Origin of the sequence: Jannaschia sp. R86511, assembly GCF_042466345.1 — a bacterium.
Taxonomy (GTDB): Bacteria; Actinomycetota; Actinomycetes; order Actinomycetales; family JBBAYJ01; genus Aquipuribacter.
Genome location: NZ_JAXHCD010000001.1, coordinates 2,061,913 through 2,087,069, shown reverse-complemented (window position 1 = coordinate 2,087,069; position 25,157 = coordinate 2,061,913). Strand labels below are relative to the sequence as shown.

Below are 25,157 nucleotides of genomic sequence, written 5' to 3'. Positions count from 1 at the left end.
ACCACCGCGGCCACCGCCAGGACGACCAGGCAGGTCACGGACCAGCCGGCCCACCCGCGCCCGAGCAGCGCCGTCACAGCGTCAGCAGGAGCAGGCAGGCGAGACCGAGCAGGGCCCCCAGGAGCGCCCCGGGGAGCAGACCCAGGGCTGCTCCGACCAGGGTCAGGCGGTGACCTGGTCCCCGGCGCCGACCGACTTCGGGTTGGGCCCGAAGCGGTTCTCACCGATCGTCGAGTCCAGGACGTAGAACACGATCAGCACGATCGGTCCCACCAGCGGGACGAGCCCGATGAAGATCCACCAGCCCCGACGGTCGGTGTCGTGCAGCCGGCGGACGGCGACCCCCAGGCCCGGCAGGAGCAGCGCGAGGCCGATGACGACCGAGATGGGTCCCGGGTTGGCCGAGAAGGCCGCCGAGGAGGCCGTGGTGGCGGCCTGACCGGTGTCGAAGAGGGCCGCGTCGAGCGTGATGGCCACGGTGGACAGGACGGCGTTGAAGAGGAAGAACCACCAGTACTCCGAGCGGCGGGCCCGCCCGGAGAAGACGGCGTACTTGCTGAGGACGGTGCGGACGGCCTGGACGGGCGACACGGAGGACCCTTCGACGGTCGTCAGGAGCCGGAAACGTACACATCGCCCACGGGTCCGGGCGCCGGAACCGGCGAACTCGGGCGCGGCGGCCGAGACCGGTGCGCCGACCGGGCGCGCGTCGTCACGCTGCGGCAGGTCGCCCCTACGGCCCGTGCCGCGGGGTCAGACGACGAGAGCGCGAGCCCTCCGGTGGTCCGGAGGTGCTCGCGCTCCCTGTTGGTGCTCCCTGTGGCAGGTGAAGGATTCGAACCTTCGAAGGCTATGCCGACGGATTTACAGTCCGCTCCCATTGGCCGCTCGGGCAACCTGCCGGGTCTGCCACCAGGAGGCGTGCTCCTGCGCGGCGGTGCGAGGATAGCAAGACCCGCGACCAGGTCTCGACCGCGCGGGACGACCAGGAGCACCTCGACCAGGAAGGCATCACCGTGGCAGCGGACTCGTCGTTCGACGTCGTCAGCAAGCTCGACCGGCAGGAGGTCGACAACGCCCTCAACCAGGCCGCCAAGGAGCTGTCCCAGCGCTACGACTTCAAGGGCACCGACGCCTCCGTGCGCTGGTCCGGCGAGGACGTGATCCGCATCGAGGCCAGCAGCGAGGAGCGCACGACCGCCGCCCTGGACGTGCTGCAGACCAAGCTGATCAAGCGCGGCGTCTCGCTCAAGGCGCTCGACTCCGGGGAGCCCAAGGCCTCCGGCAAGTCCTACGTCCTGGACTCCGTCCTCAAGGAGGGCCTGAGCCAGGAGGTCGCCAAGAAGATCGGCAAGATCATCCGCGACGACGGCCCCAAGGGCGTCAAGGCGCAGATCACCGGGGACGAGATGCGGGTGTCGGCCAAGAGCCGCGACGACCTGCAGGAGGTCATCGCCCTGCTCAAGGGCTCCGACCTGGACGTGGCGCTGCAGTTCGTCAACTACCGCTGAGGCCTGCGCGGCGCGGGCGTGACCATCGTCCTGGTCGCGCCCGCGGCGGGCACCTAGCCTCGTGTCGTGGCCGCCTCCGACCCCGACAGCCTGGTCCGCCTGCTCGGCGGGCGCACGGGGGCCGTGGACGCCTCGGCCCCGGGCCTGGTCTTCGTCGGGGTCCTGCTGCTGAGCGACGACCTGCTGGTGCCGGTCGCCGCCGCGGTCGTCACCGCCCTGCTGCTCGGCCTGGTCCGGGTGCTGCGGGGCCGGGCCCCCCGGGCTGCGGCCCTGGGCCTGCTCGGCACGCTGGTCAGCGCGCTCGTGGTGGCGCGGACCGGACGGGCGGAGGACTTCTTCCTGCTCCAGCTGCTGGCCAACGGCGTCAGCGCCCTGGCCTGGACGCTGTCGGTCTGGCTGCGTCGACCGCTGCTGGGCCTGGTGGTGGGCGGGGTGCTGCGGCAGCGCACCGCCTGGCGGCGGGACCCGGACCTGCTGCGGGCGTACTCGCTGGCCAGCTGGTGGTGGGTCGGCAGCTACGTGCTGCGATTCGTCGTGTTCGTCTCGCTGTGGTCCGCCGGGCAGGTCGTGGCCCTGGGGCTGGCCCGGGCGGCCCTGTCGTGGCCGCTGGTGACCACGGTGGTCGGGCTCAGCTGGTGGACCGTCCGGCAGGTGCTGCCCGACGGACACCCCGGGCTCCGCCACCCGGTGACGCCGCAGACGCCCGGCCGGCGGCTGACCGACCCCCAGCCGTCGCTGCCGGATTGACAACGCCCGTTGCGTTCCCTGCAATCGACGGATGAGCGACGCGCAGCAGACCGGTGAGGACCTCGAGGCCGTCCTGGACCGGGTGGGGCCCCGGCTGCGCCGGCTGCGCCAGGAGCGCAGCATGACCCTGGCCGCCCTGGCCGAGGCGACCGGGCTGTCGGTCAGCACGCTGTCCCGGCTGGAGTCCGGGCTGCGCCGCCCGGGCCTGGAGCTGCTGCTGCCGCTGGCCCGCGCGTACCAGGTGCCCCTGGACGAGCTGGTCGACGCCCCGCCCGTGGGCGACCCCCGGGTTCGGCTGCGCCCGCGGTCGATGGGTCGGGTGACCGTGGTGCCGCTGACCACCCAGCCGGGCGGCCTGCAGGCCTACAAGATGGTGGTGCCGCCCGTGACGGGCGAGCCGGACCCCAAGACGCACGAGGGCTACGAGTGGCTGTACGTGCTCGCGGGGCGGCTGCGCCTGGTTCTGGGTGAGCACGACGTCGTGCTGGGCTCGGGCGAGGTGGCCGAGTTCGACACCCGGGTGCCGCACTGGTTCGGCGCGGTCGGGCCGGCGCCGGTGGAGCTGATCAGCCTGTTCGGGCCGCAGGGCGAGCGCGCCCACGTCCGCGCGGCGCCCAGGTCGCGGCGCGCCACCCGGTCCGACGGGGACTGAGGCCGGTCCCCCGGGACCGCCGTCAGCGGCCGGACCGCAGCCGGCCGGTCGGCCGCAGCCCGCCGGTCGGCCGCAGCGACAGCAGCATCACACCGACCGCCAGCAGGGCCGCGCCCGCCCACTGCCACGGCCCGAGGCGCTCGTCGAGCAGCAGGACCGACAGCACGGTGGCGGTCAGGGGCTCGGCCAGCGTCAGCACCGACGCGGCGCCGGAGGCGGTCCCCCGCAGTCCGGCGAAGAACAGGGCGTAGGCCAGCGCCGTCGGCACCACGCCCAGGTACAGGACCAGCCCCACCGTGGCGGGCTCGGGGGCGGCCGTCATGCCGGCGGCCAGGCCCGCCGGCAGCGCCAGGAGCGCCGCCACCACGAAGCCGATCGCCGTCACGCTCTCGCTGGGCACGCGCGCGGCCAGGGAGCGACCGAGCAGCGTCACGGCGGCGTACCCGGTGGCCGACGTGCCGGCCAGCAGGGCGCCCACCAGGGTGCGCCCGTCGCCGCCGACCGCACCGCCGCCCGCCCCCACGAGCAGGACGAGGCCGACCACGGCCACCGGCAGCACCAGCCGCAGCCGGGCCGTGACCGGCTCGCGCAGCAGCAGGGCCCCACCCAGGGTGACCAGCACCGGGGCCAGCCCGAGGGTGAGCATGGTGGCCACGCTGACCCCGACCGCCCGCACGGCCAGGAAGTAGCAGAGCTGGAACACCGCCAGCCCGGTGCCGACCCCGACGACCCGCCACAGGTCACCGGGCCGTCGCACCAGGGTCGCGACCACCGCACGCAGCCGCCCCGGGCCGCCGCCGAGCGTCTGCAGGACCAGCAGGACCACGGCGGCGACGAGCAGCCGGTAGGCGCCGACCGCGACCGGCGACAGCCCCGACACGTCCCCGAGGACGTCACCGGCCAGACCGCCGGTGCCCCAGCAGACCGCGGCCACCACCACCAGCAGCGGCCCGCGGCCGACGTGGGGGGCGGAGACCGGCGCAGCGGTGCTCACGGCGGGTGCGGTCCGGTCCTCGGACACGTCGTCTCCTGCGGCCTCGGCGGGTCTGCGGCGGGGCGCCGGACGACCACGGCCGGGACGCTACCCGAGGGGGTCACGGCCGTCCCGCGGGTTACGGCCCGTGGACGACCGCGGCTGGCTAGGCTCGCGGCGTGCACAGCGCCGCGACGACACCGGCCGAGTACCTCGCGGGCCTGCCCGACGACCGGCGCCCCGACGTCGAGGCGGTGCTGGGGGTCGTCCGCTCCGCCATCCGCCCCGGCTTCGAGGAGACGATGGCGTTCGGGATGATCGGCTGGGTGGTCCCGCTGTCGACCTACCCGGACACCTACGACGGCGCACCGCTGGGCTACACCAGCCTGGCGATGCAGAAGCGGCACAACGCGCTGTACCTGATGTGCCTGTACGCCGACACCGAGGCGGAGGCCGACTTCCGCGCGCGGTGGGCGGCCGGTGGGCGGCGGCTGGACATGGGCCGGTCCTGCCTGCGCTACCGCCGGGCCGCCGACCTGGACCTCGACCTGGTGGGCGAGGCGGTCGGCCGGTTCGACGCCGGGGAGTTCGTCGAGCTGTACGAGCGCGCCCGGGCCCGCTGAGCGCCTTCGCGGCTCAGGTCGGTGGTCCCGACGGCCACCGCGCCACGTCTACCCGGCGCTGCCCAGCACCAGGGGCAGGACGGCCTGCGCCCCGGCCAGCCGCAGCTCACGGGCCGCGACGGTCAGGGTCCAGCGCGAGTCGACGACGTCGTCCACCAGCAGGACGGGCCCGCGCAGGTCGGCCAGCACCTGGGCCGCGGCCCCGGGCACCCCGAGCCGGTCCCAGACCCCGGCCAGGCGGACCGCGGAGTTGCCGCCCGCTCCCCCGGACGGCCCGCCGTGCCGCAGCTCGAGCTCGCCGAGGTCCTGCAGCCGTCCCACCTGGGCCAGCCGGGAACGCAGCGAGCCCACGAGCTCCGGACGCGAGCGGGACGGCACGCCGACCACCGCGACCGGGCGCTCGGCCCAGTCCCACTCCCGCAGCACCCGGGTCACGGCGCCGAACAGCTCGTCGCTCACCGCGGCGTCGACCGGGCGGCCCTCATCGTCCAGGGCCGTGGCCCGCCGCAGCGCCGCCCCGAAACCCAGGTCGGTGAACCGGGCCACGGCGCGCCCGTCGGAGGCGCGCTCGGACTCGGGGATGCGGCCCTTGACGTCGACGCCGATGCCCGCCATGCCGGTGGGCCAGGACGTGCGGGCCTCCACCACCACCCCGGGGCGTCGGACCACCTCGTCCATGGCGTCCCGGCCGGCCCCGGTCAGCGTCGTCGGGTACCAGGGTCCGGCGCACACGTCGCAGCGGCCGCAGTCGGGCACGCCCTGCCCGTCGGGACCCGGGTCGTCGAGCCGCTCCCGCAGGAAGCGCATCCGGCACACGCCGGAGTCGGGGCGCACGTAGTCCCGCATCGCCTGCTGCTCGTCGGCGCGGGCTGCCTCGACCCGGGCGTAGCGGGCCGACTCGTAGTGCCACTCCTGGCCGGTCGCCACCCAGCCGCCCCGCACCCGCCGGACCACGCCGTCCACGTCGAGCACCTTGAGCAGCAGCTCCAGCTTGTTGCGCCGCAGCTCGACCCGCGGCTCCAGGGCGGGCGTCGACAGCGGCCGGTCGCTGGCCCGCAGCACCTGCAGGACCCGCTCGACGCTGTGCGGGCCGGGGAACGCCATCGACGCGAACCAGGCCCAGATGGCCTCGTCCTCGGGGCCGGGCAGCAGCATCACGTCCGCGTGGGCCACGGCCCGGCCGGCCCGGCCGACCTGCTGGTAGTAGGCGATCGGGGAGTCCGGGGCCCCCAGGTGCACGACGAAGCCCAGGTCGGGCTTGTCGAAGCCCATGCCCAGCGCCGAGGTGGCCACCAGGGCCTTGACCCGGTTGTCGAGCAGGGCCTGCTCGAGCTCGACACGCTCCTCGGTGTCGGAGCGCCCGGAGTAGGCGCGCACCTGGTGGCCGGCGGCCCGCAGCGCCTCCGCGACGTCCGTGGCCTGCGAGACGGTCAGGGTGTACACGATGCCGGAGCCCGGCAGGTCCCCCAGGTGCTCGGCCAGCCACGGCAACCGGTCGGCGGCCGGCAGGGCCAGCACCCCCAGGCGCAGCGAGTCGCGGCCCAACGGGCCGCGCAGGGTGACGACCTCGTGCTCGTGGCCGAGCCGGCCGTCCCCGCCGACGCCCACGGCCAGCTGCTCGGTGACGTCGGTGACCACGCGCGCGTTGGCCGTGGCGGTGGTGGCGAGCACCGGGGTGCCCGCCGGCAGAGAGGCCAGCAGGTCGCGGATGCGCCGGTAGTCGGGACGGAAGTCGTGGCCCCAGTCCGACACGCAGTGGGCCTCGTCGACGACCAGCAGGCCGATGCCCTGGGCCAGCTCGGGCAGCCAGTTCTCGCGGAAGTCGGGGTTGTTGAGCCGCTCGGGGCTGACGAGCAGGACGTCGACCTCGCCCGCGGCCAGCTGCTCGCGCACGGCCGCCCACTCCGTCACGTTGCCGGAGTTGACGGTGTGGGCCCGCACCCCGGCCCGGGCCGCGGCCTCGACCTGGTTACGCATGAGCGACAGCAGCGGGCTGACGATGACGGTGGGCCCGGCCCCGACGGCCCGCAGCAGCGCCGTGGCCACGAAGTACACGGCCGACTTGCCCCAGCCGGTGCGCTGCACGACCAGCACCCGCGACCGGTCCACCAGCAGGGCGTGCACGGCCTCCAGCTGGTCGTCGCGGAAGTCGGCCTCCGGGTGGCCCGTCAGCCGGCGCAGGACCTGCCGGGCGTCGTCGGGCAACGTCGCGGGGTCGACGAGCGGGCCGGGGACGGGCGGGGCGGCAGCAGGCACGAGGTCGACGCTAGGCCCTGCCCCGGACACCACGGCAGCCGCGGGGCGCCCGGGTGTGGACGGCCGGGCCGCGGGCGGGCTGTGGACGGGGCCGCAGGGGCAGCGCACGAGACCGCGGTGGCCGTGCCCGCGGTCCCGCACGGCCACCCACGACGCGGCTCAGGTGGGCGGCGCCTGCGTCAGCGTGGGTTCGGGCTCCGGTCCGCCGCGGGTCACGGTCGGGTCCGGCGGCGGCACGCACAGCGCGTCGAGGCCGTCTGCGACGTGCTCCCACCAGCGCTCGTCGGGCACGAACCGGGCCGGTTCCGGCGGCAGGCTCGGGTCGCCGGGCAGCCTTTCGGCCAGCCGGTCCAGGCCGGCGGGGCCGCCGTCGAGCAGGTCGTCGTACAGCGGCCGGGCCCGCACCAGCCGGGCGCGCAGGTGCTCCAGCGACGTCGCGGTGACCCGCAGCCGCAGCCAGCGGTGGCGCTCCCACTGGGCGTCGTCGCGGAAGCGCTCGCGCAGCCGGGCCCCGGCCACGGCACCCCGAAGCGCCAGGGCCGCCACGGTCGCACGGGGCATGAACAGGCTGACCCCGCCCTCGCTGGGGTGCTGGCGGACCGCGGCCACCCGGCTGCGGAAGCCCGGCAGGCCCGACTGCAGGGTGTCGCGCCAGTTGCGGGCGCTGTCCAGCACCGCCCCCAGCAGACCGGTGAACCCGCCGCCGAACGTGCCGGCGGGCACCAGCGACACGTTCCAGTCCTGCGGCAGCCAGACGTCCTGCGTCGGCTGGCCCGGCGGGTGGGCGCCCAGGTTGAGGCCGAAGCTGGGCCAGCGCGGCAGGTAGGAGTCGAACAGGTGCACCGGGAAGTTGCTGGTGATGCCGCCGTCGGACCACCACAGCGGCTCCGCCACGCTCTCCCGGGCCTGCGTGGCCACCCGCTCGTCGTGGTGCAGCACGCTGCGCCCCAGGTCGTCGCGCACGTGACCGGCCGGCAGCAGCCGGTACAGCCGCACGGCCGTGAACAGCACGGGCAGCGCCAGGCTGATCCGGACCGCGAGCACGACGGGCAGGTTCCAGGGGTGGGGCAGCCGGTGCAGCCGCACCTTTTCCGAGCCGTCGGCCAGCCATACGGTCCGGGACGGCGTCAGCGCGGTCATCGCCTCCACCACCTCGCGCGGCAGGACGTCGCAGCCGCGCCGGCGCCCGTCGGCCCCCGGCACCGCGAGCTCGCCGCACAGGTCACCTGGGTCGAACCAGAGCGCCTCGCTGCCCCCGGCGGGCCCGTCGTCCGGCTCCGCGACGGCCAGCGGGAACCGGAAGGGTCGGCCGCGGCTCAGGTCGGTGGTCATCATCTCGAGGTTGACCAGGCGCGCGGCGGGCGAGGCCGCCAGGCGCCGGACCCCGTCCTCGGCCGGGGTGGGCGAGCCGTCGTCGCTCTCGGGGACCGGCTCGAAGTCGGGTCCGGCCCACAGGTGGCCGAAGCGCAGCACGGTGCCCGGCAGCCCCGCCAGCTCGGCCAGGCTGTCGGCCAGCCACGGCACCAGGGCCCGGTCCACCGTGACGGCGGGCGCCCCGAGCAGCCGGGACAGCCGCGGCGGGCGCTGCGCGGGGCTCGACCCCGACAGCAGGCCGTAGAAGCGCGAACGGGCGGTGCGGACCCAGCCGACGGCGGCCGCGACCAGCACGACGAGCACGAGCAGGACCAGCGCCAGGCCGACCACCGCCGTCAGCAGCCACTGCACCGGTGGCATGGTCAGCAGGCCCGCGACGAGGAGGACGACCGCCCCGACGAGCACGGTGATCGCGAGCACGCCGTTGGCCCGGACCGGCTCGGCCGGCGGGCGGCTGGAGGCCCGGTCGGCGAGCACCTGCAGGGCCGGGGTGGCCTGCACCGACCGGGCCCGGGCTTGATCGCCCCGCAGCCCCAGCAGCAGCAGGAGCAGGACCACCAGCCCGGAGGCCACCACCAGGAACCCGAGCAGCGCCACGGGCCCGGCCGCGGGGCCCAGCCCGGTGCACAGCCGCGAGGCCCCGTCGTCACCGCAGCCGAGCAGCCCGCGCAGCGCCACGGCCGCCAGCACGGTGAGGGCCAGGACCACCAGCTTGGCGCCGCGGCCGACCGCCCAGCCGTAGGCCAGCGGCAGCGCCCAGTAGCGACGCCGCATCACGGCCACGGCCACGTTGAAGACGTCGTGCTGGGCCCGCACCGGCCGGAACAGCTGGGCGAGCCGGAACTCCTCCTGCTCGTCCGACCCCGCCGACCCCGCCGGGTCGAGCTGCAGCAGCCAGGCCAGCAGGTCCGACAACCCGGTGAAGCCGGCCCGCAGGTGGCCCGGTGCGGCCGGCTCGCCACCCCCGGGTGCGGCGGCGGAGCTGCCCTCGCGCCCGCTGCTGCGGCCCAGCTCGGCCGCGGCGGTGGCCGCGGCGGCGATCGCGCCCGCCGAGGCGCCGCCGACGTTGCGGACCCGGAAGTCACGGGCGATCTCGCACACCGCGAGCGGGTAGACCACGCCGGAGGTCGCACCCCCGCGCATCGCCAGGTCGACGCTGCGGCGGACGTAGTCGCGCTGCACCGCCGCCGGCAGCAGGTGCAGGTCCGCGGGCGGGGTGCCCAGCAGCAGCCGGCGCAGCTGCGGGTCCGGCACCAGGTCGTAGCTGTCCGGCGACGACCAGCCGCCCAGGACCCCCGGCCCGTCGCCGTGCCACAGCCAGCGACCGTCGGCGTCGGGCTCCGGCGGCACGGCCCTGACCTGCTCGTCGGGCAGGTCGGGTCGCAGCAGGTCCTGCACCCGGGTCGTCGTGCGACCCATCAGCGTGCGGACCGTGGTGACGGCGTCCTCGCCGAACCTCACTGCCATGTGCGTCTCCTCGCCGGGCCGTCGACCTGTCGGGCGCCACGTGCTCGCGCACCACCTCGCGCACCACGAGGAGGCGCCCGGGGTCGTCCTGGTACAGCCCACCGCACGCGGGCGGTTCAGGCGCGGATGGTCACCGGTGTGCCGAGCGGCAGGCCGACCTCCTCCACCAGCCGGGTGATGACGTCGTTGGGCAGCCGGATGCACCCGGAGCTGACGTCGGTGCCGACCAGGTCCGGGCGGTCCGTGCCGTGGATGCCGATCACGCCCTCGCCGCCGTTGAACTCGGTGAGCACGGTCGAGAACCCCGACAGCCCGTAGGCGTAGGGGCCGTAGACGCCGTCCGGGTCGGGCGGGGCGAGCAGCTCCTTGACGTAGTAGTCGCCCCCGGGCGTCGGGGTGTCCGTCGTGCCGACCCCGATGTCGCTGCCGAGGACCTCGCGGCCGGCCTCGGTCACGACGATCCGGTGCTCCCCCAGCAGGATCTCGATGGCGAAGGAGTGCGAGGACAGGCCGACGTCGCGGGCGCGCACCCAACCGGTGCTGCCGTTGGGGCGCACGGGCAGCTGGACGTGCACCCAGGCCCGGCCGACCTCCAGCGCCAGCAGCACGACCTGCCCGCTCACCTCGTCCCGCCGGTCCAGCACCCGCGTCACCTGCTCCCCCACCGGGTCGTCGCGGTCGTCGGGGTCGGCGGGCGCCTCGTGCACCCGGAGCTCGTCGACCACCGACGTGGCCACGACCGTGGCGCCGACCTCGGCCCCGGTCGATGCGGCCGACGGCTCGTCGGCGGCGTCCGGGCCGGTGGTCGTCGGCTCCGGCGCGACCGACGGGGCGGCGCCGCCCGAGGGGGCCGGTGAGCCGGCCTCGGCCGACGTCTCCCGCCCCGAGCAGGCGGCCAGCCCCAGCGCGGCCCCCGACACCACCAGGCCGCGCAGGACGACCCGACGCGACGCACCCTCGACCGGTCCGGACCTCGACCCACGCATGGCCCCGACGCTAGGCGAGCCGGGCGCCCCGCACCCACCCGGGACGGTGTGAGGAGGCCGACGCCGGCCGGGGTGTGACGAACCGGGCCCGTCGCGCATGTACCCCCGACACACCCACCGACCAGAGGAGAGACATCGTGCGCCGATGGATGTACGCCCTGGGGGCACCCGCCCTCGTCGGCGGTCTCGTCGTCACCGCCCCGATGGCCGCGAGCCAAGCCGCGACCTTCACCCTGACCGACAGCACGGACGTCGCCGACAGCGACGTCGCCCTGCGTGGCGCGGTCGTCGCGGCCAACGGCAACGACGAGGCCGACACGATCGTGCTGGAGGCGGACGAGACCTACACCCTGACCATCGACGGGGCCGGCGAGGACGACGCGGCCACCGGTGACCTGGACATCACCAGCGACATCACCATCGAGGGCAACGGCGCCACGATCGACGCCTCCGCGCTGGGCGACCGGGCCTTCCACGTGCTGGCCGGCGGGTCGCTGACCCTGGTCGACGTCACCGTCACCGGCGGCACCGCGGCCGACGCCCCGTCCGCCGAGGGCGGCGGCAGCGGCGGCGGCGTGCTGAACGCCGGCACCCTGGTCGTCGAGGGGTCCACCTTCGACGACAACGACGCGCTGCGCGCCGGCGGGGCGATCGAGGCCTCCGCGGGCAGCACCACGACGCTGACCGGCACCGACCTGACCGGCAACTCCGCGGGCCCCGAGCCGGGCAACGGCGGCGGCCTGCACCTGACCGGGGCCGGCACCGTGACCGTCACCGGCGGCACCGTGTCCGGCAACACCGCCACCGCCGAGGGCGGCGGGCTGTGGAACTCCGGGCTCGGCACCATGGACCTGACCGACGTCACCGTCACCGGCAACACCGCCTCCGGCGCCGACGCGACCCAGGGCGGCGGCGGCGTGTTCGCCGAGGCCGGCCCGGACGGCGTCACCACCATCACCGGCGGCACCATCAGCGACAACGTCGCGGACGGCGCGGCCGGCTCCGGCGGGGGCATCCTCAACGACCAGGCCACGGTCGTCGTCGACGGCACCACCATCAGCGGCAACACCGCGGTCCGCGCGGGCGGCGGCGTCGAGGCCAACGTCGGCTCGACCACGCTGACCGGCGTCACCCTGGACGGCAACGACACCGGCGACGCCCCGGGCAACGGCGGCGGGCTGCACGTCACCGGCGCGGGCGAGGCCGAGGTCACCGGTTCGACGGTGACCGGCAACACCGCCTCGCTCGAGGGCGGCGGGCTCTGGAACGGCTCCGGCACCATGACGGTCACCGACACCGAGGTCAGCGGCAACACGGCCTCCGGCGCGGCGGCCGACGACGGCGGCGGCGGGCTGTTCAACAACGGCGGCACCCTCGTGGTCGTCGGCAGCGAGGTCAGCGACAACAGCGCCGACGGGGCCGCGGGCTCCGGCGGCGGCATCCTGACCCTGGCCGGCACCCTGACGGTCACCGACAGCAACGTCGACGGCAACGACGCCACCCGCGCGGGCGGCGGTGTCGAGGCCACCGAGGGCAGCAGCACCACGCTGACCGGCGGCACGCTGTGGCAGAACAGCACGGGCGCGGCGCCCGGCAACGGCGGCGGCCTGCACCTGACCGGTGAGGGCACCGTGGACGTGGTCGGCGTGACCGTGGCCGAGAACACCGCCTCCGCCGAGGGCGGCGGGCTGTGGAACTCCGCGGCCGGCACCATGACGGTCAGCGGCGCCACCATCGAGGGCAACACCGCCTCCGGTGCCGAGGCCGACCAGGGCGGCGGCGGCCTGTACAACGACGGTGGCGACCTCACCGTCACCGACAGCACCGTGGCCGCCAACGTGGCCGACGGCGCCGCGGGCTCCGGCGGTGGCCTGCTGAACAACGGCGGCACGCTGGTCGTGACCGGCAGCGACGTCATCGACAACACCGCCGTGCGCGCGGGCGGCGGCATCGAGGCCACGGTCGACGGCAGCGTCACCGAGGTCACCGACGTGCTGCTGGCGGGCAACTCCACCGGCGCGGCCCCCGGCAACGGCGGCGGCCTGCACCTGACCGGCGCGGGCACCGTGGCCGTCGACCGCTCCACCGTCGCGGAGAACTCCGCGACCAACGAGGGTGGCGGGCTGTGGAACTCCGGCGCCGGCACCATGACCGTCACCGGTACCACGCTCGCGGGCAACACCACCGAGGGCGACGGCGGCGGCCTGCACAACGACGGCGGCCAGCTCGAGGTCTCCGACTCCACCGTCAGCGGGAACACGGCCGCGGGCCTGGGCGGCGGCGTCAACGCCGGCGGCGAGACCCCGGCCGCGGCCGGTGACGTGAACCTGGTCCACGTCACGGTGACCGAGAACTCCAGCGGCGTGTCCGGCGCCCTCACCATCGCCAACTCGGTGGTGGCCGGCAACGACGACGCCGACGGCGACGACGAGCAGGAGAGCCTGGGCGGCAACGTCACGGGCGAGGGCCTGCCCGCCGAGGCCGACGACGTCACCGGCGTCGACGACCCGCAGCTGGGTGAGCTGGCCGACAACGGCGGCACCACCCTGACCCACCTGCCCGCCGAGGGCAGCCCGGCGATCGACGCCGGCGTGGCCGACCTCGGCGCCGACACCGACCAGCGCGGGGCCACCCGACCGGTCGACGGCGGCACCGGGACCGTGGCACCCGACGCGGGCTCGGTCGAGGTCGCCGCGGGTGAGGACGACGGCGACAACGGCGGCGGGAACGGCGGCGGCACCGGCGACGGTGACGACGACGGCGGTCGCGCCGGCAACGACGGCGGCATGGCGCCGGCCGCGCCGGCCCGTCCGATGGACGCCCAGCCGAGCTTCACCGGCTGAGCGGCCCGCACGGCCGGCGCCCGTCGCCGGCCGTGCGGCACCACCGGCACCACATCCCACCGCCCCGGTGCGGGTCGGCACGACCCGCCCGGGGCGGCCTCGACAGGTGGAGGACCCGACGTCGTGCGTACTCTCGGGCCCGTGGCCCCGGACCGAGACGAGGAGCGCGAGCTCCTCGCCCGGGCCAGGGCGCTGGACCCGGACGCGTGGGAGACGGTCTACCGCCGCTCCTACCCCCGGCTCGTGGACTACGCCCGTCGTCGGCTGCCCGCCGGGGCCGACCCGGACGACGCCGTGAGCGAGGCCATGGCCCGGGCCATGGACCGGGTGGCGACGCTGGAGGACCAGGGCCTGCGCCTGGAGGCCTGGCTGTACGGCATCCTCCGCAACGTCGTGCTGGAGCACACCCGGGCCCAGGGCCGCAGCGCCCCCGCCGCCACCGAGGAGCAGCTGCCCCACCCGGGTCCCGGCCCGTTGGAGGAGCTGCTCGACGCCGAGCTCACCGGTTCGGTGCGACGGGCGTTCACCGGGCTGTCCGACGACGACCAGGAGGTGCTCTGGCTCCGGCTGGTCGCCCGGTTGTCCTCGGCCGAGGTGGCCGACGTGGTGGGACGGCGCGAGGGCGCGGTACGACAGGCGCAGTCCCGCGCCCTGGACAGGCTCAGACGACGGCTGGAGGAGGTGCACCCGTGAACGACGACGAGCTCGAGACCGTGCTGGGCGAGGCCCTGCGCCCGGCTCCGGCGCAGCCTCCCGCCGACCGGGTCGCCGCGCTGCGCGCCCGCGCCGAGCAGGCCCGCGCCGAGCAGGCCGACGCCCCTGCCGCCGACGCACCGGACGCACCGGACGCACCCGACGCACCCGACGCACCCGAGGAGCGCGACGCACCCGAGGAGCCCGACGCGCCCCTGACCGCTCCGCGGCCGGCGTCGCGGTCCCGCCTGCTGTTCGGGCTGGCCGCAGGCCTGCTGCTGCTGGCGGCCGGGGCGGCCGTCGGCGTCGGCCTGACCTCGGGACCCTCCGGCTCGGAGCAGGACCTGCTGGCCCGCGGCACCCCCGAGTTCGAGGCGAGCCTGGCCGTCGACGGGGTCGAGGTCGCCCTGGACGGCTCCCGCGCACCCGAGGGCCGCATCGTCGTCCTGGAGTCCGACAGCCTGCCGATCCTGCCGCTGGGTGAGTACTACGAACTGTGGTTCGTGGGGCCCGACGACTCCCCCGGCTCGCCGGACCGGGTGTCGGCCGGCACCTTCCACCCGGACTACGACGACGGCTACACGCTCGTGGTGCTCCACGCGGCCGTGGACCCGTCGCTGTTCCCCGAGATCGAGATCACCGCCGAGGTGGGCGACGGCGACCCGGCCCCCGCCGGCGACGTCGTGCTGCAGGGGCCGCTCACCCTGCTCGACTGAACGCCCGGGGCGGTCCGGTCGGCGCGGCCCGCAATAGTCTCGCCCCGTGCCCCAGGTCCCCCTCCGTCGGCTCGTCGCCCTGCCGGTCACGGGCCTGCCGGTGGGGCAGCAGGACCCGACCGACGTGGTGCTGGCCCTGGCTCCCCTGGCGGGGCGGCGGCGGCTGGCCGCGCTGGCCGGCCGCTGGAGCGGCACGGCGCTGCTGGTGACGGCCGACCCCACGGAGGTCCACGAGCAGGGCCTGCTCCCCGAGGCCCCCGGCGTCGACCCCGCCCCCGACCTGGCGAGGCTCGTGCGCACCCTCGACGACGCCCGAGCGCCGGTGCAGGTCGGCCCGGGGGTGCCCGCGGACGCGGTGGGCGGGGGCTGCGTCACCCTGCTCGGCCACGCGCTGGGCCGCGCGACGGGACGGGTGCGCACCACCGCGCCGGCGACGGTCGGCCCCCGCCTGCCCACGGTCCTGACCAGCCGGCACGACCACGTGCTGCGCTTCGACGGCGAGCGCTGGTGGGCCGAGGCCCTCGAGGACGGCAGCGGTGCGGCGACCGCGCGGGCCGTGGCCCTGGCCGAGGCGGCCGTGGCCGGGTTGCGGGGGGACCGGGCGGCCGGGCCCCGCCCCGGTCCTGCCGTCCGGCTGGAGCAGCTGCCCGACGACCGCGCCCACATGGCCGCCGTCGAGCAGGTGGTGACGGCGGTCCGGGCCGGTGACATCGCCCAGGCCAACGTCTGCACCCGGTTCGGGCTGCGGCTGGCGGACGGCCGGACCGCGGCGGTGCAGGCGTGGGCCGCGCTGGTGCGGGCCCTGGCGCCGGACCGGGCGGCGCTGGTCACGGCCCCCTGGGGGGCGCTGCTGGGCGCCTCGCCGGAGCTGTACCTGCAGCTGTCCGGCGAGACGGTCCGCTCCGCCCCGATCAAGGGCACCCGACCGGCCGGCGAGGACCGGGCCCTGCTCGCCTCGGCCAAGGACACCAGTGAGAACGTCATGATCGTCGACCTGGTCCGCAACGACCTGTCCCGCGTCTGCCGTCCCGGCACGGTCCGGGTCGACAGCCTGCTCGGGGTGCGCCCCCACGCCGGGGTCGCCCACCTGGTCTCCGAGGTGTCGGGCCGGCTGCTGCCCGGCACCGGGCCCGGGGCGCTGGTGGCGGCCACGTTCCCGCCCGGGTCGGTCACCGGCACGCCCAAGCAGCGCGCCACCGAGGTCACCGACGGGCTCGAGCCGGCCGCCCGGGGGGCGCACACCGGGGCGGTGGGCCTCGTCGGGCCGCGGCTGGCGGACCTGGCCGTGACGATCCGCAGCCTGGAGGTCGCCGCCGACGGCACGGCCGCCCTGGGCGTGGGCGGGGGCATCGTGGCGGACTCCACCCCGGCCGAGGAGTGGCAGGAGGTCCTGACCAAGGCCGCACCGCTGCTGCGCGCGCTCGGGCTCGACCCGCCCGGGCCCACCCCGCAGACCGCGCCCCGCAAGGGGGTGTCCGACCCCGCGGCGGGCCTGCTGGAGACGGTGCTGGCCGTGGACGGGCGGGCCGTGGAGGCCGCCGACCACGCCGCGCGGCTGCGCCGCTCGGTCTGGGAGCTGACGGGCGGCACCGTCGCCGACGACGTCGAGCAGCAGCTGCACGAGGCCGCGGCCCGGGCCGGGGCGGGGGCCCACCGGCTGCGGCTGCGCCGACCGCTGGGACCGGGCCCGGGGGTGGTCGAGGTCGAGCCGTTCGCCCGGCCGGCGCCGCTGGACCGTTCGCCGGGCCTGCTGCTGGGGCTCGCCCCCGCCCCGGCCCACGGCCTGGAGCGGCACAAGTACGCCGACCGGCGCTGGGTGGAGGCGGCCCTGGCCCAGGGCCGGTCGGTCACCCCGGACGCCGACGACGTCGCGCTGCGCACCACGACCGGGGACCTGCTGGAGACCACGCGCGCCTGCCTGCTGGCCGTAATGCCCGGCGGGCCGGGCCGCACGGCGCCGACGCTGCTCACCCCGCCCTGCGACGGCCGGGTGCTGCCCGGCGTCACGCGGCAGCAGTGCGTCGACCTCGCGCGGCAGCTGGGCTGGGCGGTGCGGCTGGGGCCCCTCGACGGGACGGCGCTGGCCACGGCGTCGACCCTGCTCACGGCCAACGCGCTGCGCGGGCTGCAGTGGGTGCGCCGGGTGGACGGGCACCGGTGGGCGGCCCCGTCACCGGAGGCGTTGCAGCTGTCGCGGGCGCTGCTGCGGCGCTGGCGGCTGCTGGGTCCCGAGCACCCGGAGCAGCCGGTGGCTGCCCCGGCCGGGTGAGCGGGACTGCTCCGATCCGGTGACGCGGCCACGGCGGGCTCCGGGACGACGGCCCGGGTTCCGACACCTCCCCGAAGCCCTGCCGCGACCCCCGGCGCCACCGACGTACGGAGACGAGGACCACGATGTCCGCCGCACCCACCATCGCCCGGTTCGTGCCGACCGGGAACCTGCTCGCCCCGGAGGTGTTCGCCAGCCGCCACCGGCTGCTGGTGCGCATCCTGCTCGGCCACGTGCCGGTCCTGTACGTCGTGGGCCTCCTCCGTGGCTTCGACCCGCTGCTGCTGGCGCTGGAGGTCCTGCCGGCGCTGCTGGCGGCCGGCGCCGCGTCGCTGGGCGGCGCGAGCCGCAGCCGGCTGCGCGCGGTGCTGGTGACGGCCGGGCTGTCGTGGACGTCGATCGTCCTGGTCCACGTGACCGGGGGCCAGATCGAGTCCCACTTCCACTTCTTCATCGTGCTGGGGTTCATCGCGCTCTACCAGGACTGGCTGCCGTTCACCTGGTACATCGGGTTCACCGCGCTGAGCCATGGCCTGGGCTCGGGCGTCGTGCCCGACCTGGTCTTCAACCACGCCGCCGGCCAGGCCAACCCCTGGCTGTGGTCCGGGGTCCACGCGGCCGGGGTGGCCCTGCTGAGCATCGGCCTGATCATCTTCTGGTCCAACACCGAGGCCGAGCAGCGCCGGGCCACGTCGCTGGCCACCGAGCTGAGCGCCAAGGACCTGCAGCGCGCCCGCGCCGACATCGAGCAGCGGCAGGCCCAGAGCCAGATGCTGCTCAACCTGGCCCGCCGGAACCAGTCCCTGGTGCAGCGCCAGCTGGACACCATCGAGGAGCTGGAGACCGACGAGCAGCGTCCCGACGTGCTCGACCGGCTGTTCAGCCTCGACCACATGTCCACGCGGATGCGCCGCAACGCGGAGTCGCTGCTGGTGCTGTCCGGGGCGGAGCCGGCCCGGATCTGGCGCGAGCCCGTGCCGCTGTCCGACGTGCTGCGCGCGGCGATCAGCGAGGTCGAGGAGTACCGGCGCATCGACCTGCTGCTGGGCGAGGACCCGAGCGTCGAGGGCCGTGCGGCCGCCGACCTGTCGCACCTGTTCGCCGAGCTGGTCGAGAACGCCACGGCCAGCTCCCCGCCGAGCACCCGGGCCACGGTGTCGGCCGAGATCGCGCCGTCGCGCGACCTGTTCGTGGTGGTCCGTGACCACGGCGTCGGCATGGACGAGGCCACCCTGGCCGACGCCCGGGCCCTGCTGGGGTCGGCCTCCGACGGCAGCGGCGGACGGGCCATGACCCCGGGCGACGCGCGGCTCGGCCTGCAGGTGGTCGGCGCCCTGGCCCGGCGCCACGGCCTGACGGTGGACGTGCAGGCCGGTGCGGGCGGCACGGCCGTCCAGGTGGTCGTGCCCGCCTCGCTGGTCGTGGCCGAGGCCGTCGTCGAGCCCGCGTTCGCCCCCGGCGGGCCGGGCCGGCGGGCCCAGCACGCCGTGCCCGCGCAGGGTGGCAGCCCCACCCCGGCGGGCCCGGACCTGTGGGCCCCCGCCGCCCAGCCCGTCGCATCGCCCGTCGCGCAGCCGGTCGCACCGCCCGTCGCACCGCCCGTCGCACGGCCGGTCCCCGAGTACGCGGCGTCGGCCGCCCGCCCCGCCGCGGTGACGGACCAGCCGCCGGCCCCGGCCCACGCCGGCTCCGCGTTCTCCGCGTACTCCGCGTTCACGTCCCGGCAGGGTGCCTCGGTCTCGGCCGACGCCCCCGCCGGCGACGGCCTGCCCGACCTGCCGCGCCGCAGCCGCGCCGACGACGTCAGCACGCCCGCCCCGGTCGACCTGTGGGCCACCGGCGACGGAGGGGACCAGTCATGAGCACGCCCGACCTCGGCACCACCGCCACGGTGGGCGCCGACCTGGACTGGGTCATGTCCGGCCTGAAGAAGAAGGTCCCGGGCGTCCTGCACGCCCTGACCGCGACGGCGGACGGGCTGCACCTGGCCAGCACCCCCGGCCTGGACCCCGCGACGCAGAAGCTGCTGTCGTCGATCACGTCCGGGCTGGCCAGCCTCACGGTGTCGGCCGCGGCGACGTGCGGGGCCGAGCGGCCCGTGCAGACCCTGGTCGAGATCGACCGCGGGTTCATGATCGTGGCCAGCATCGCCGACACGGCCGCCGTCATCGTCCTGACCTCCCGCGAGGTCGACCTGGGCCTGGTCGGCTACGAGCTGGGCCTGCTGGTGCAGCGCATCGGCCGCGTGCTCACGCCCGAGCTGCGCGGCACCGGCCAGCTGCCCCGGCAGACGGGACCGGGCGGGCAGGGCCCCTCGTGACCGGCCGGATGGTCCGGCCGTTCGCCATGGTGTCCGGCCGGACCCGCGCCGTCCTGCCGCTGGAGTCCCAGGTCCGGGCCACCGACGCCGGTCGTGAGGCCGCCGACGCCCTGCGCTTCGAGCTGGGCTCCGTGGTCCGGCTCTGCCGCGAGCCGCGCTCCGTGGCCGAGGTCGCGGCGCTGCTGAACCTGCCGCTGGCCGTGGCCCGCATCCTCGTCGCCGACGGCCAGGACTCGGGGTTCCTGATCGTCACCCGCACCTCCGACCCCCGCTCCCCGGCCTTCCTGGAAGAGGTGCTCCATGCACTCGGCACACCCTGACGACAGCACCGCCCGCACCCCCGTCCCCGTCAAGGTCCTGGTCGCGGGCGGCTTCGGCGTGGGCAAGACCACCTTGGTCGCCACCATGAGCGACATCACGCCGCTGCGCACCGAGGCCCCGATGACCGCGCTGTCGGTCGGGGTCGACGACACCAGCCAGGTCGCGAGCAAGACCACCACGACCGTGGCGCTGGACTTCGGCCGCAGCGCGCTGTCGGACGACCTGGTGCTCTACATGTTCGGCACCCCGGGGCAGGACCGGTTCCTGTTCATGTGGGACGAGCTGGCCACTGGGGCCGTCGGCGCGATCGTGCTCGTCGACACCCGACGCCTGGCCGACGCGTTCGGCCCGGTCGCCTACTTCGAGAAGGCCGGCCTGCCGTTCGTCGTCGCGGTCAACGAGTTCCCCGGGGCGCAGGCCTACCCCGAGGCGGCGCTGCGCGAGGCGCTGGCCGTCGACCCCGACGTGCCCATCGTCACCGGTGACGCGCGTGACCTCGCCTCCTCGCGGCAGCTGCTGGTCACGCTCGTGCAGCACGCCCTGGGCCGGGCCCGCCGGGCCTCGCCCGTCGCGCAGCCCGTGGGCTGAGAGGTGCCCGCCACCCCGGTCCGGGCTGCGTCGTTGCCGGGCCCGCGCCGGCCACGGGAGCGGCCGGCGCCCGACCGGCGGCCCGGTGGGGGTGGGGCGGTCGCCCCGGCGTCCGGGCCGCGACCGTGGGTCCTGCTGACGCTGCTCGGCACGGCGCTGGCCACCTCGGTCGCCGTGGCGGCCGGCCTGCTGGCCTCGTGGTGGCTCGGCGCCGCCACCCCCGGGCTGCTCGTCGAGCAGGGCCCGCCGTGGTGGCTGGCCCCCGCCCTGCGGGTGGTCCGTGACGTGGCGGGCGCCCTGACCCTGGGCCTCCTGCTGCTGACCGGCGTCACCGGCCCGGGCGCCCCGCTGCCCACGTCACCGCTGCCCGCGTCACCGCTGCCCGCCTCCTCCCCGCCGGCCCCCTCGCCGGTGCGGGGTGGGGTCCGGACCGCAGCCGTCACGGCCGCGGTCGCCGCGCTGGCCGGCGCCGGGTACGTGGTGGCCGCCGCGGCCGACGTGACCTCTCGCCCGCTGCTGCCGGCGGCCGGGCTGGGCGGCGACCTGTGGCTGGCGCTGTCGGTGGTGGGCGGGCTGCGGATGATGGCCTACTCCGCGGTCGCCCTGCTCGTGGTGGCGGTCCTGGCGGTGCGCACCTCGCACCGGGTCGGGCTGCAGCGGCTGACGGTGGGGGCGGCCCTGGCGACGGCCCTGCTGGGCGTCGGGGGCCACGGCACCGGCCACGAGGCCATGATCGGCGTGCTCGTGGTGCACGTGCTCGCGGCGTCGGTCTGGGCCGGCGGCCTCGGGGCGCTGCTGGTGCTGCGGCTCGGCGGGGCCGAGGACGTGGCCGCGGTGCTGCCGGCGTTCTCGCGCCTGGCCGGCTTGGCCTTCGTCGCCGTGGCCCTGTCGGGCCTGGCCGCGGTGGCGCTGCGCTGGCAGGACGGGACGCCGACGAGCACCTGGCTGCTGCTGGCCGCGGGCAAGGCGGCCGTCATGGTGGCCCTCGCGGTCGCGGGACGGCAGCAGCGCCTGCGGGTCGTGGCTCGCGCCCGCGCCGGTTCACCGGTCCCGTGGCGCGACCTCGCCCGCGTGGGTGCGGCCGAGCTGCTGCTCATGGGCCTGGCCGCCGGCGCGGGCGCGGCCCTGGCCACAGGCGCCTGACCGCCCCTCCCCCACCCGGCCACCGGGCGACCGGGCGGCCGGGCGGCCGGGCGGCCGGGCACGGGCCTCAGCTGCCCTGGCCCATGCTCCACATCGCCCAGGACTGGGTGCGCATCTCGCGGGGCTGCTGCAGCGTGGTGAGGACGGCGTGGGCCACCATCTCCGGCCGCAGGTACTCCGCCAGCGCCGGGTCGCCCTCGGTGCGCCCCTTGCCGATGGCGAACTCGGTCTCCACGCCCGCGGGGTTGATGGTGGTCACGCGGATGCCCTTCTCGCGCAGCTCGCGGTCGATGGACCCGGCGAAGCCCTGCTGCGCGAACTTGGTGCCCGCGTAGACGGCCTCGTCGGCCCCGCCGCGGAAGCTGGCCACGGAGGCGACGATCACGACGTCGCCCGCCCCGGCCTGCAGCATGGTCGGCAGCGCCGCCCGCACGGTGAACACCGTGCCGGTGAAGTTGGTGTCGACCATGGTCCGGATCTCGTCGTCGGTGCCGTCGAGGACCGACCCGTAGGAGCCGATGCCGGTGTTGGCCACGACGGAGTCCAGCCGGCCCCAGGTGTCCAGGGCTGCCTGCACCAGGCGGGCGTTGTCGGCCGGCTCGCGGACGTCCATCTGCACGGGCACGACGCGGTCCGTGCCCAGCTGCTCGGCGAGCTCGGTGAGCCGCTCGAGGCGGCGGGCCCCGACGACGACGTTGGCGCCCGCGGCGACCAGGGCCTCGGCGACGGCCCGGCCGATGCCCGCGGAGGCTCCGGTGATGGCGACGACGGAGCCGGTCAGGTCACGGGGCTGCATCAGGGTCATGCCCCGGACGCTAGCCAGCCGCGGCGGGGCGCGCGCGGTGGAGCGGACGGGGCACCACCCGACCTTTACGGCGCCCTCCCCCTGACCTACCGTCGGGGCCCGACCGGGCAGCCACCCGTCGACCGACCAACCCCCGAGGAGTGCCATGTCCCGCGTGGTCCGTGCAGCCGTAGTCCAGACCGCGTGGACGGGTGACAAGGCGTCGATGCTCGACCGGCACGAGGAGCACGCCCGTGCGGCGGCGGCCCAGGGGGCGCAGGTCATGTGCTTCCAGGAGCTGTTCTACGGCCCCTACTTCTGCCAGGTGCAGGAGACGGAGTACTACGACTACGCCGAGGCCGTGCCCGACGGGCCCACCGTGCAGCGCTTCTCCGCCCTGGCCAAGGAGCTCGGCATGGTGATGGTGCTGCCGGTCTACGAGCGCGAGCAGGCCGGCTTCCTCTACAACACGGCTGCGGTGGTCGACGCGGACGGCACCTACCTGGGCAAGTACCGCAAGCACCACATCCCCCAGGTCAAGGGCTTCTGGGAGAAGTTCTACTTCCGCCCCGGCAACCTGGGCTGGCCGGTGTTCGACACCGCGGTCGGCAAGGTCGGGGTCTACATCTGCTACGACCGCCACTTCCCCGAGGGCTGGCGGGCGCTGGGGCTGGCCGGGGCCGAGATCGTCTTCAACCCGTCGGCCACCTCGCGCGGGCTCAGCAACTACCTGTGGAAGCTCGAGCAGCCGGCCGCCGCGGCCGCGAACATGTACTTCGTCGCCGCCATCAACCGGGTGGGCGTCGAGCCGCTGGGTGACGACGACTTCTACGGCACGAGCTACTTCGCCGACCCGCGCGGCCAGCTCGTCGGCGACGCGGCGTCGGGCCACGACGAGGAGCTCGTGGTGCGGGACCTGGACCTGGGCCTGATCGAGGAGGTCCGCAACCAGTGGGCCTTCTACCGCGACCGCCGCCCCGACGCCTACGGCCCGCTCGTCGAGGGCTGAGCCCAGGGCCCCCGGGCCCTTGCGCCGACGGGCGAGCAGGTCGACGCTCGTGCGGTGGAGCGCTGGACCGAGGAGGACCTCGTCGAGGTCCGCGACCGGGTCGACGACGTCGCCTCGACCCTGCCCGGCACGGTCGTGCAGCACGAGCGCGGGCACACCCGCTGGTTCGTGCGCCGACGGCGGTTCGCCTGGCTGCTGGTCGACCACCACGGTGACGGTCGGCTCGCCCTCGCGGTCCGGGCGGTCCCCGGGCAGCAGTCGGACCTGGTCCGCTCCGACCCGGACCGCTGGTTCGTGCCCGCCTACCTGGGGGCGCGCGGCTGGGTGGCCGCCCAGGTGGACCCCGGGCACGAACCGGACTGGGACCACGTCGAGCACCTGCTGGTGGAGTCGTGGCGCCTGGCCGCCGGGGCCCGCGACATCGCCCGGTTCGACGCGGGCCGGGCCGCTCCCCCCGCCTGAGGGACTCCCCTACCGTGCGGGCGGGACACGGCCTACCGTCTGCTCATGACGATGACCGACCCCGCCGTGGACCCCGGGACCGACGCCGCCGCCCCGTCCGCCGGGGCCCGCACCGCCGATCTGCTCGAGCGCCACCGCGCGGTCATGCCGCGCTGGCAGGCGCTGTACTACGCCGACCCGATCGCGCTCAGCCACGGGGAGGGACGCCACGTCTGGGACGTCGAGGGCACCCGGTACCTGGACTTCTTCGGCGGCATCCTCACCACGATGACCGCGCACGCCCTGCCCGAGGTGACCGCCGCGGTCCAGGAGCAGGCCGGCAAGATCCTGCACTCCTCGACGCTGTACCTCAACGAGCAGACCGTCGAGCTGGCCGAGCGGATCGCCGAGCTGTCGGGCATCCCGGACGCCAAGGTGTTCCTGACCCCGTCCGGCACGGAGGCAAACGACGCCGCGCTGCTGATGGCCACGGTGCACCGGCGCAGCAACCAGGTGCTGGCCATGCGCAACAGCTACCACGGCCGGTCGTTCTCGACCATCGGCATCACGGGCCACCGGTCCTGGAGCCCGACGTCGTTCTCGGGCCTGCAGACCACCTACGTCCACGGCGGATACCGGCTGCGCAGCCCGTTCCGGGACCTGCCGGACGGCGAGTACACCGCGGCCTGCGTGGCCGACCTGCGCCAGCTGCTGGACATGGCGACCTCGGGCGACGTGGCCTGCCTGATCGCCGAGCCGATCCAGGGCGTCGGTGGCTTCGCGACCCCGCCGGACGGCTTCTTCGGGGCGATGAAGGAGGTGCTGGACGAGCACGGCATCCTGTTCGTCTCCGACGAGGTGCAGACCGGCTGGGGCCGCACGGGCGAGCACTTCTGGGGCTACCAGGCCCACGGCATCACCCCCGACCTGCTGACCTTCGCCAAGGGCATCGGCAACGGCCTGCCGCTCGGCGGGGTGGTGGGGCGCGCCGACGTCGTCGACGCCATCGCCGGCAACCACATCTCGACCTTCGGCGGCTCGCCGCTGGTCTCGGCCGGCGCCAACGCGAACCTGCGGTACCTGCTGGAGCGCGACCTGCAGGGCAACGCCAAGCGCGTGGGTGACCGGCTGCGCGCCGCGGTCCAGCCGACCGTCGACGGGACGCCCTGGATCGCCGAGATGCGCGGCCGCGGTCTGATGCTCGCCCTGGAGTGCGTGCACCCGGGCGGCATCGAGCCCGACCCCGCCCGGGCCGCGGCGCTGCTGGAGGCCACCAAGGACCGCGGCCTGCTGGTCGGCAAGGGCGGGCTGTACGGCAACGTCGTCCGCATGGCACCCCCGCTGACCCTGACCGAGGCCGAGGCCGACGAGGGCGTGGCGCTGCTGCTCGACGCCGTCCGGTCGATCGACTGAGGGGCGTGACACCAGGGCGGGGCGGACG

At 76.0% G+C, this 25,157-nt stretch carries 22 protein-coding genes and 1 tRNA gene; 16 read left to right on the top strand and 7 right to left on the bottom strand.

Translation table 11 applies throughout. The annotated features are described in order from the left end of the window. Window positions 1-162: 162 nt before the first annotated feature. Both SJY06_RS09830 and SJY06_RS09825 read right to left on the bottom strand, forming a co-directional pair. The gene (locus SJY06_RS09830; RefSeq protein WP_380167047.1) at window positions 163-591 is read right to left on the bottom strand and encodes a DUF805 domain-containing protein; all 429 of its coding nucleotides are present in this window, start codon (window positions 589-591) and stop codon (window positions 163-165) included. A 229-nt stretch (window positions 592-820) separates the two neighbouring features. Further along, window positions 821-902, bottom strand: a tRNA-Tyr gene (locus SJY06_RS09825). A gap of 114 nt (window positions 903-1,016) precedes the next feature. Here SJY06_RS09825 and SJY06_RS09820 point away from each other — a divergent pair. From SJY06_RS09820 to SJY06_RS09810, 3 genes are all read left to right on the top strand, one after another. After that, entirely contained in the window at window positions 1,017-1,511 is a 495-nt protein-coding gene (locus tag SJY06_RS09820) for a YajQ family cyclic di-GMP-binding protein (protein ID WP_380167045.1), read from the top strand. A gap of 66 nt (window positions 1,512-1,577) precedes the next feature. After that, a complete protein-coding gene (locus SJY06_RS09815; RefSeq protein ID WP_380167043.1) occupies window positions 1,578-2,258 on the top strand; it encodes a DUF3159 domain-containing protein in 681 nt (226 codons plus the stop codon). A 31-nt stretch (window positions 2,259-2,289) separates the two neighbouring features. Beyond that, the gene (locus SJY06_RS09810) at window positions 2,290-2,910 is read left to right on the top strand and encodes a helix-turn-helix domain-containing protein (RefSeq protein WP_380167041.1); all 621 of its coding nucleotides are present in this window, start codon (window positions 2,290-2,292) and stop codon (window positions 2,908-2,910) included. 22 nt (window positions 2,911-2,932) lie between these two features. On the opposite strand, the gene SJY06_RS09805 is transcribed toward SJY06_RS09810, so the two are convergent. Further along, window positions 2,933-3,931, bottom strand: a complete 999-nt coding sequence (locus SJY06_RS09805; RefSeq protein ID WP_380167039.1) for a DMT family transporter — start codon at window positions 3,929-3,931, stop codon at window positions 2,933-2,935. 131 nt (window positions 3,932-4,062) lie between these two features. On the opposite strand from SJY06_RS09805, the gene SJY06_RS09800 reads away from it, so the two are divergent. Then, the gene (locus SJY06_RS09800) at window positions 4,063-4,506 is read left to right on the top strand and encodes a DUF1801 domain-containing protein (RefSeq protein WP_380167037.1); all 444 of its coding nucleotides are present in this window, start codon (window positions 4,063-4,065) and stop codon (window positions 4,504-4,506) included. Between the two features lie 48 nt (window positions 4,507-4,554). On the opposite strand, the gene SJY06_RS09795 is transcribed toward SJY06_RS09800, so the two are convergent. The 3 genes from SJY06_RS09795 to SJY06_RS09785 form a co-directional block, all read right to left on the bottom strand. Then, a complete protein-coding gene (locus SJY06_RS09795) occupies window positions 4,555-6,762 on the bottom strand; it encodes a RecQ family ATP-dependent DNA helicase (RefSeq protein ID WP_380167035.1) in 2,208 nt (735 codons plus the stop codon). Between the two features lie 159 nt (window positions 6,763-6,921). Next, on the bottom strand, window positions 6,922-9,603 hold the full coding sequence (locus tag SJY06_RS09790; RefSeq protein WP_380167033.1) for a hypothetical protein: 2,682 nt from the start codon (window positions 9,601-9,603) through the stop codon (window positions 6,922-6,924). 116 nt (window positions 9,604-9,719) lie between these two features. Further along, the gene (locus tag SJY06_RS09785) at window positions 9,720-10,589 is read right to left on the bottom strand and encodes a L,D-transpeptidase family protein (RefSeq protein WP_380167031.1); all 870 of its coding nucleotides are present in this window, start codon (window positions 10,587-10,589) and stop codon (window positions 9,720-9,722) included. Window positions 10,590-10,726: 137 nt separating this feature from the next. On the opposite strand from SJY06_RS09785, the gene SJY06_RS09780 reads away from it, so the two are divergent. From SJY06_RS09780 to SJY06_RS09740, 9 genes are all read left to right on the top strand, one after another. Continuing rightward, complete coding sequence (locus tag SJY06_RS09780; protein ID WP_380167029.1) at window positions 10,727-13,432, top strand: beta strand repeat-containing protein; 2,706 nt, start codon at window positions 10,727-10,729, stop codon at window positions 13,430-13,432. Between the two features lie 141 nt (window positions 13,433-13,573). Further along, a complete protein-coding gene (locus SJY06_RS09775; protein ID WP_380167027.1) occupies window positions 13,574-14,125 on the top strand; it encodes an RNA polymerase sigma factor in 552 nt (183 codons plus the stop codon). Next, complete coding sequence (locus tag SJY06_RS09770; RefSeq protein ID WP_380167025.1) at window positions 14,122-14,841, top strand: anti-sigma factor; 720 nt, start codon at window positions 14,122-14,124, stop codon at window positions 14,839-14,841. The genes SJY06_RS09775 and SJY06_RS09770 overlap by 4 nt, the downstream gene beginning before the upstream one ends. Before the next feature lie 46 nt (window positions 14,842-14,887). After that, the gene (locus SJY06_RS09765) at window positions 14,888-17,110 is read left to right on the top strand and encodes a chorismate-binding protein (RefSeq protein WP_380167023.1); all 2,223 of its coding nucleotides are present in this window, start codon (window positions 14,888-14,890) and stop codon (window positions 17,108-17,110) included. A 125-nt stretch (window positions 17,111-17,235) separates the two neighbouring features. Next, complete coding sequence (locus tag SJY06_RS09760; protein WP_380167021.1) at window positions 17,236-18,972, top strand: ATP-binding protein; 1,737 nt, start codon at window positions 17,236-17,238, stop codon at window positions 18,970-18,972. After that, window positions 18,969-19,430 (top strand): roadblock/LC7 domain-containing protein, encoded by a 462-nt coding sequence (locus tag SJY06_RS09755; RefSeq protein ID WP_380167019.1) that lies wholly within the window; start codon window positions 18,969-18,971, stop codon window positions 19,428-19,430. The genes SJY06_RS09760 and SJY06_RS09755 overlap by 4 nt, the downstream gene beginning before the upstream one ends. Beyond that, window positions 19,427-19,750 carry a DUF742 domain-containing protein gene (locus SJY06_RS09750; RefSeq protein ID WP_380167017.1) on the top strand — a complete coding sequence of 108 codons (324 nt, stop codon included), beginning with the start codon at window positions 19,427-19,429 and terminating at the stop codon, window positions 19,748-19,750. Before SJY06_RS09755 ends, SJY06_RS09750 begins: the two co-directional genes overlap by 4 nt. A gap of 37 nt (window positions 19,751-19,787) precedes the next feature. Then, window positions 19,788-20,339, top strand: coding sequence for an ATP/GTP-binding protein (locus SJY06_RS09745; RefSeq protein ID WP_380169689.1), 552 nt, complete (start codon window positions 19,788-19,790; stop codon window positions 20,337-20,339). Between the two features lie 3 nt (window positions 20,340-20,342). Next, a complete protein-coding gene (locus SJY06_RS09740; RefSeq protein ID WP_380167015.1) occupies window positions 20,343-21,482 on the top strand; it encodes a hypothetical protein in 1,140 nt (379 codons plus the stop codon). A gap of 67 nt (window positions 21,483-21,549) precedes the next feature. Here SJY06_RS09740 and SJY06_RS09735 read toward each other — a convergent pair whose 3' ends face one another. After that, a complete protein-coding gene (locus tag SJY06_RS09735) occupies window positions 21,550-22,287 on the bottom strand; it encodes an SDR family oxidoreductase (RefSeq protein ID WP_380167013.1) in 738 nt (245 codons plus the stop codon). Window positions 22,288-22,432: 145 nt separating this feature from the next. On the opposite strand from SJY06_RS09735, the gene SJY06_RS09730 reads away from it, so the two are divergent. The 3 genes from SJY06_RS09730 to SJY06_RS09720 are packed head-to-tail and all read left to right on the top strand — an operon-like array spanning window position 22,433 to window position 25,129. Further along, on the top strand, window positions 22,433-23,275 hold the full coding sequence (locus SJY06_RS09730) for a nitrilase-related carbon-nitrogen hydrolase (RefSeq protein ID WP_380167011.1): 843 nt from the start codon (window positions 22,433-22,435) through the stop codon (window positions 23,273-23,275). A 54-nt stretch (window positions 23,276-23,329) separates the two neighbouring features. Further along, window positions 23,330-23,737 carry an MmcQ/YjbR family DNA-binding protein gene (locus SJY06_RS09725; RefSeq protein ID WP_380167009.1) on the top strand — a complete coding sequence of 136 codons (408 nt, stop codon included), beginning with the start codon at window positions 23,330-23,332 and terminating at the stop codon, window positions 23,735-23,737. 45 nt (window positions 23,738-23,782) lie between these two features. Next, window positions 23,783-25,129 (top strand): aspartate aminotransferase family protein, encoded by a 1,347-nt coding sequence (locus SJY06_RS09720; RefSeq protein WP_380167007.1) that lies wholly within the window; start codon window positions 23,783-23,785, stop codon window positions 25,127-25,129. The last annotated feature ends 28 nt before the right edge of the window (window positions 25,130-25,157 follow it).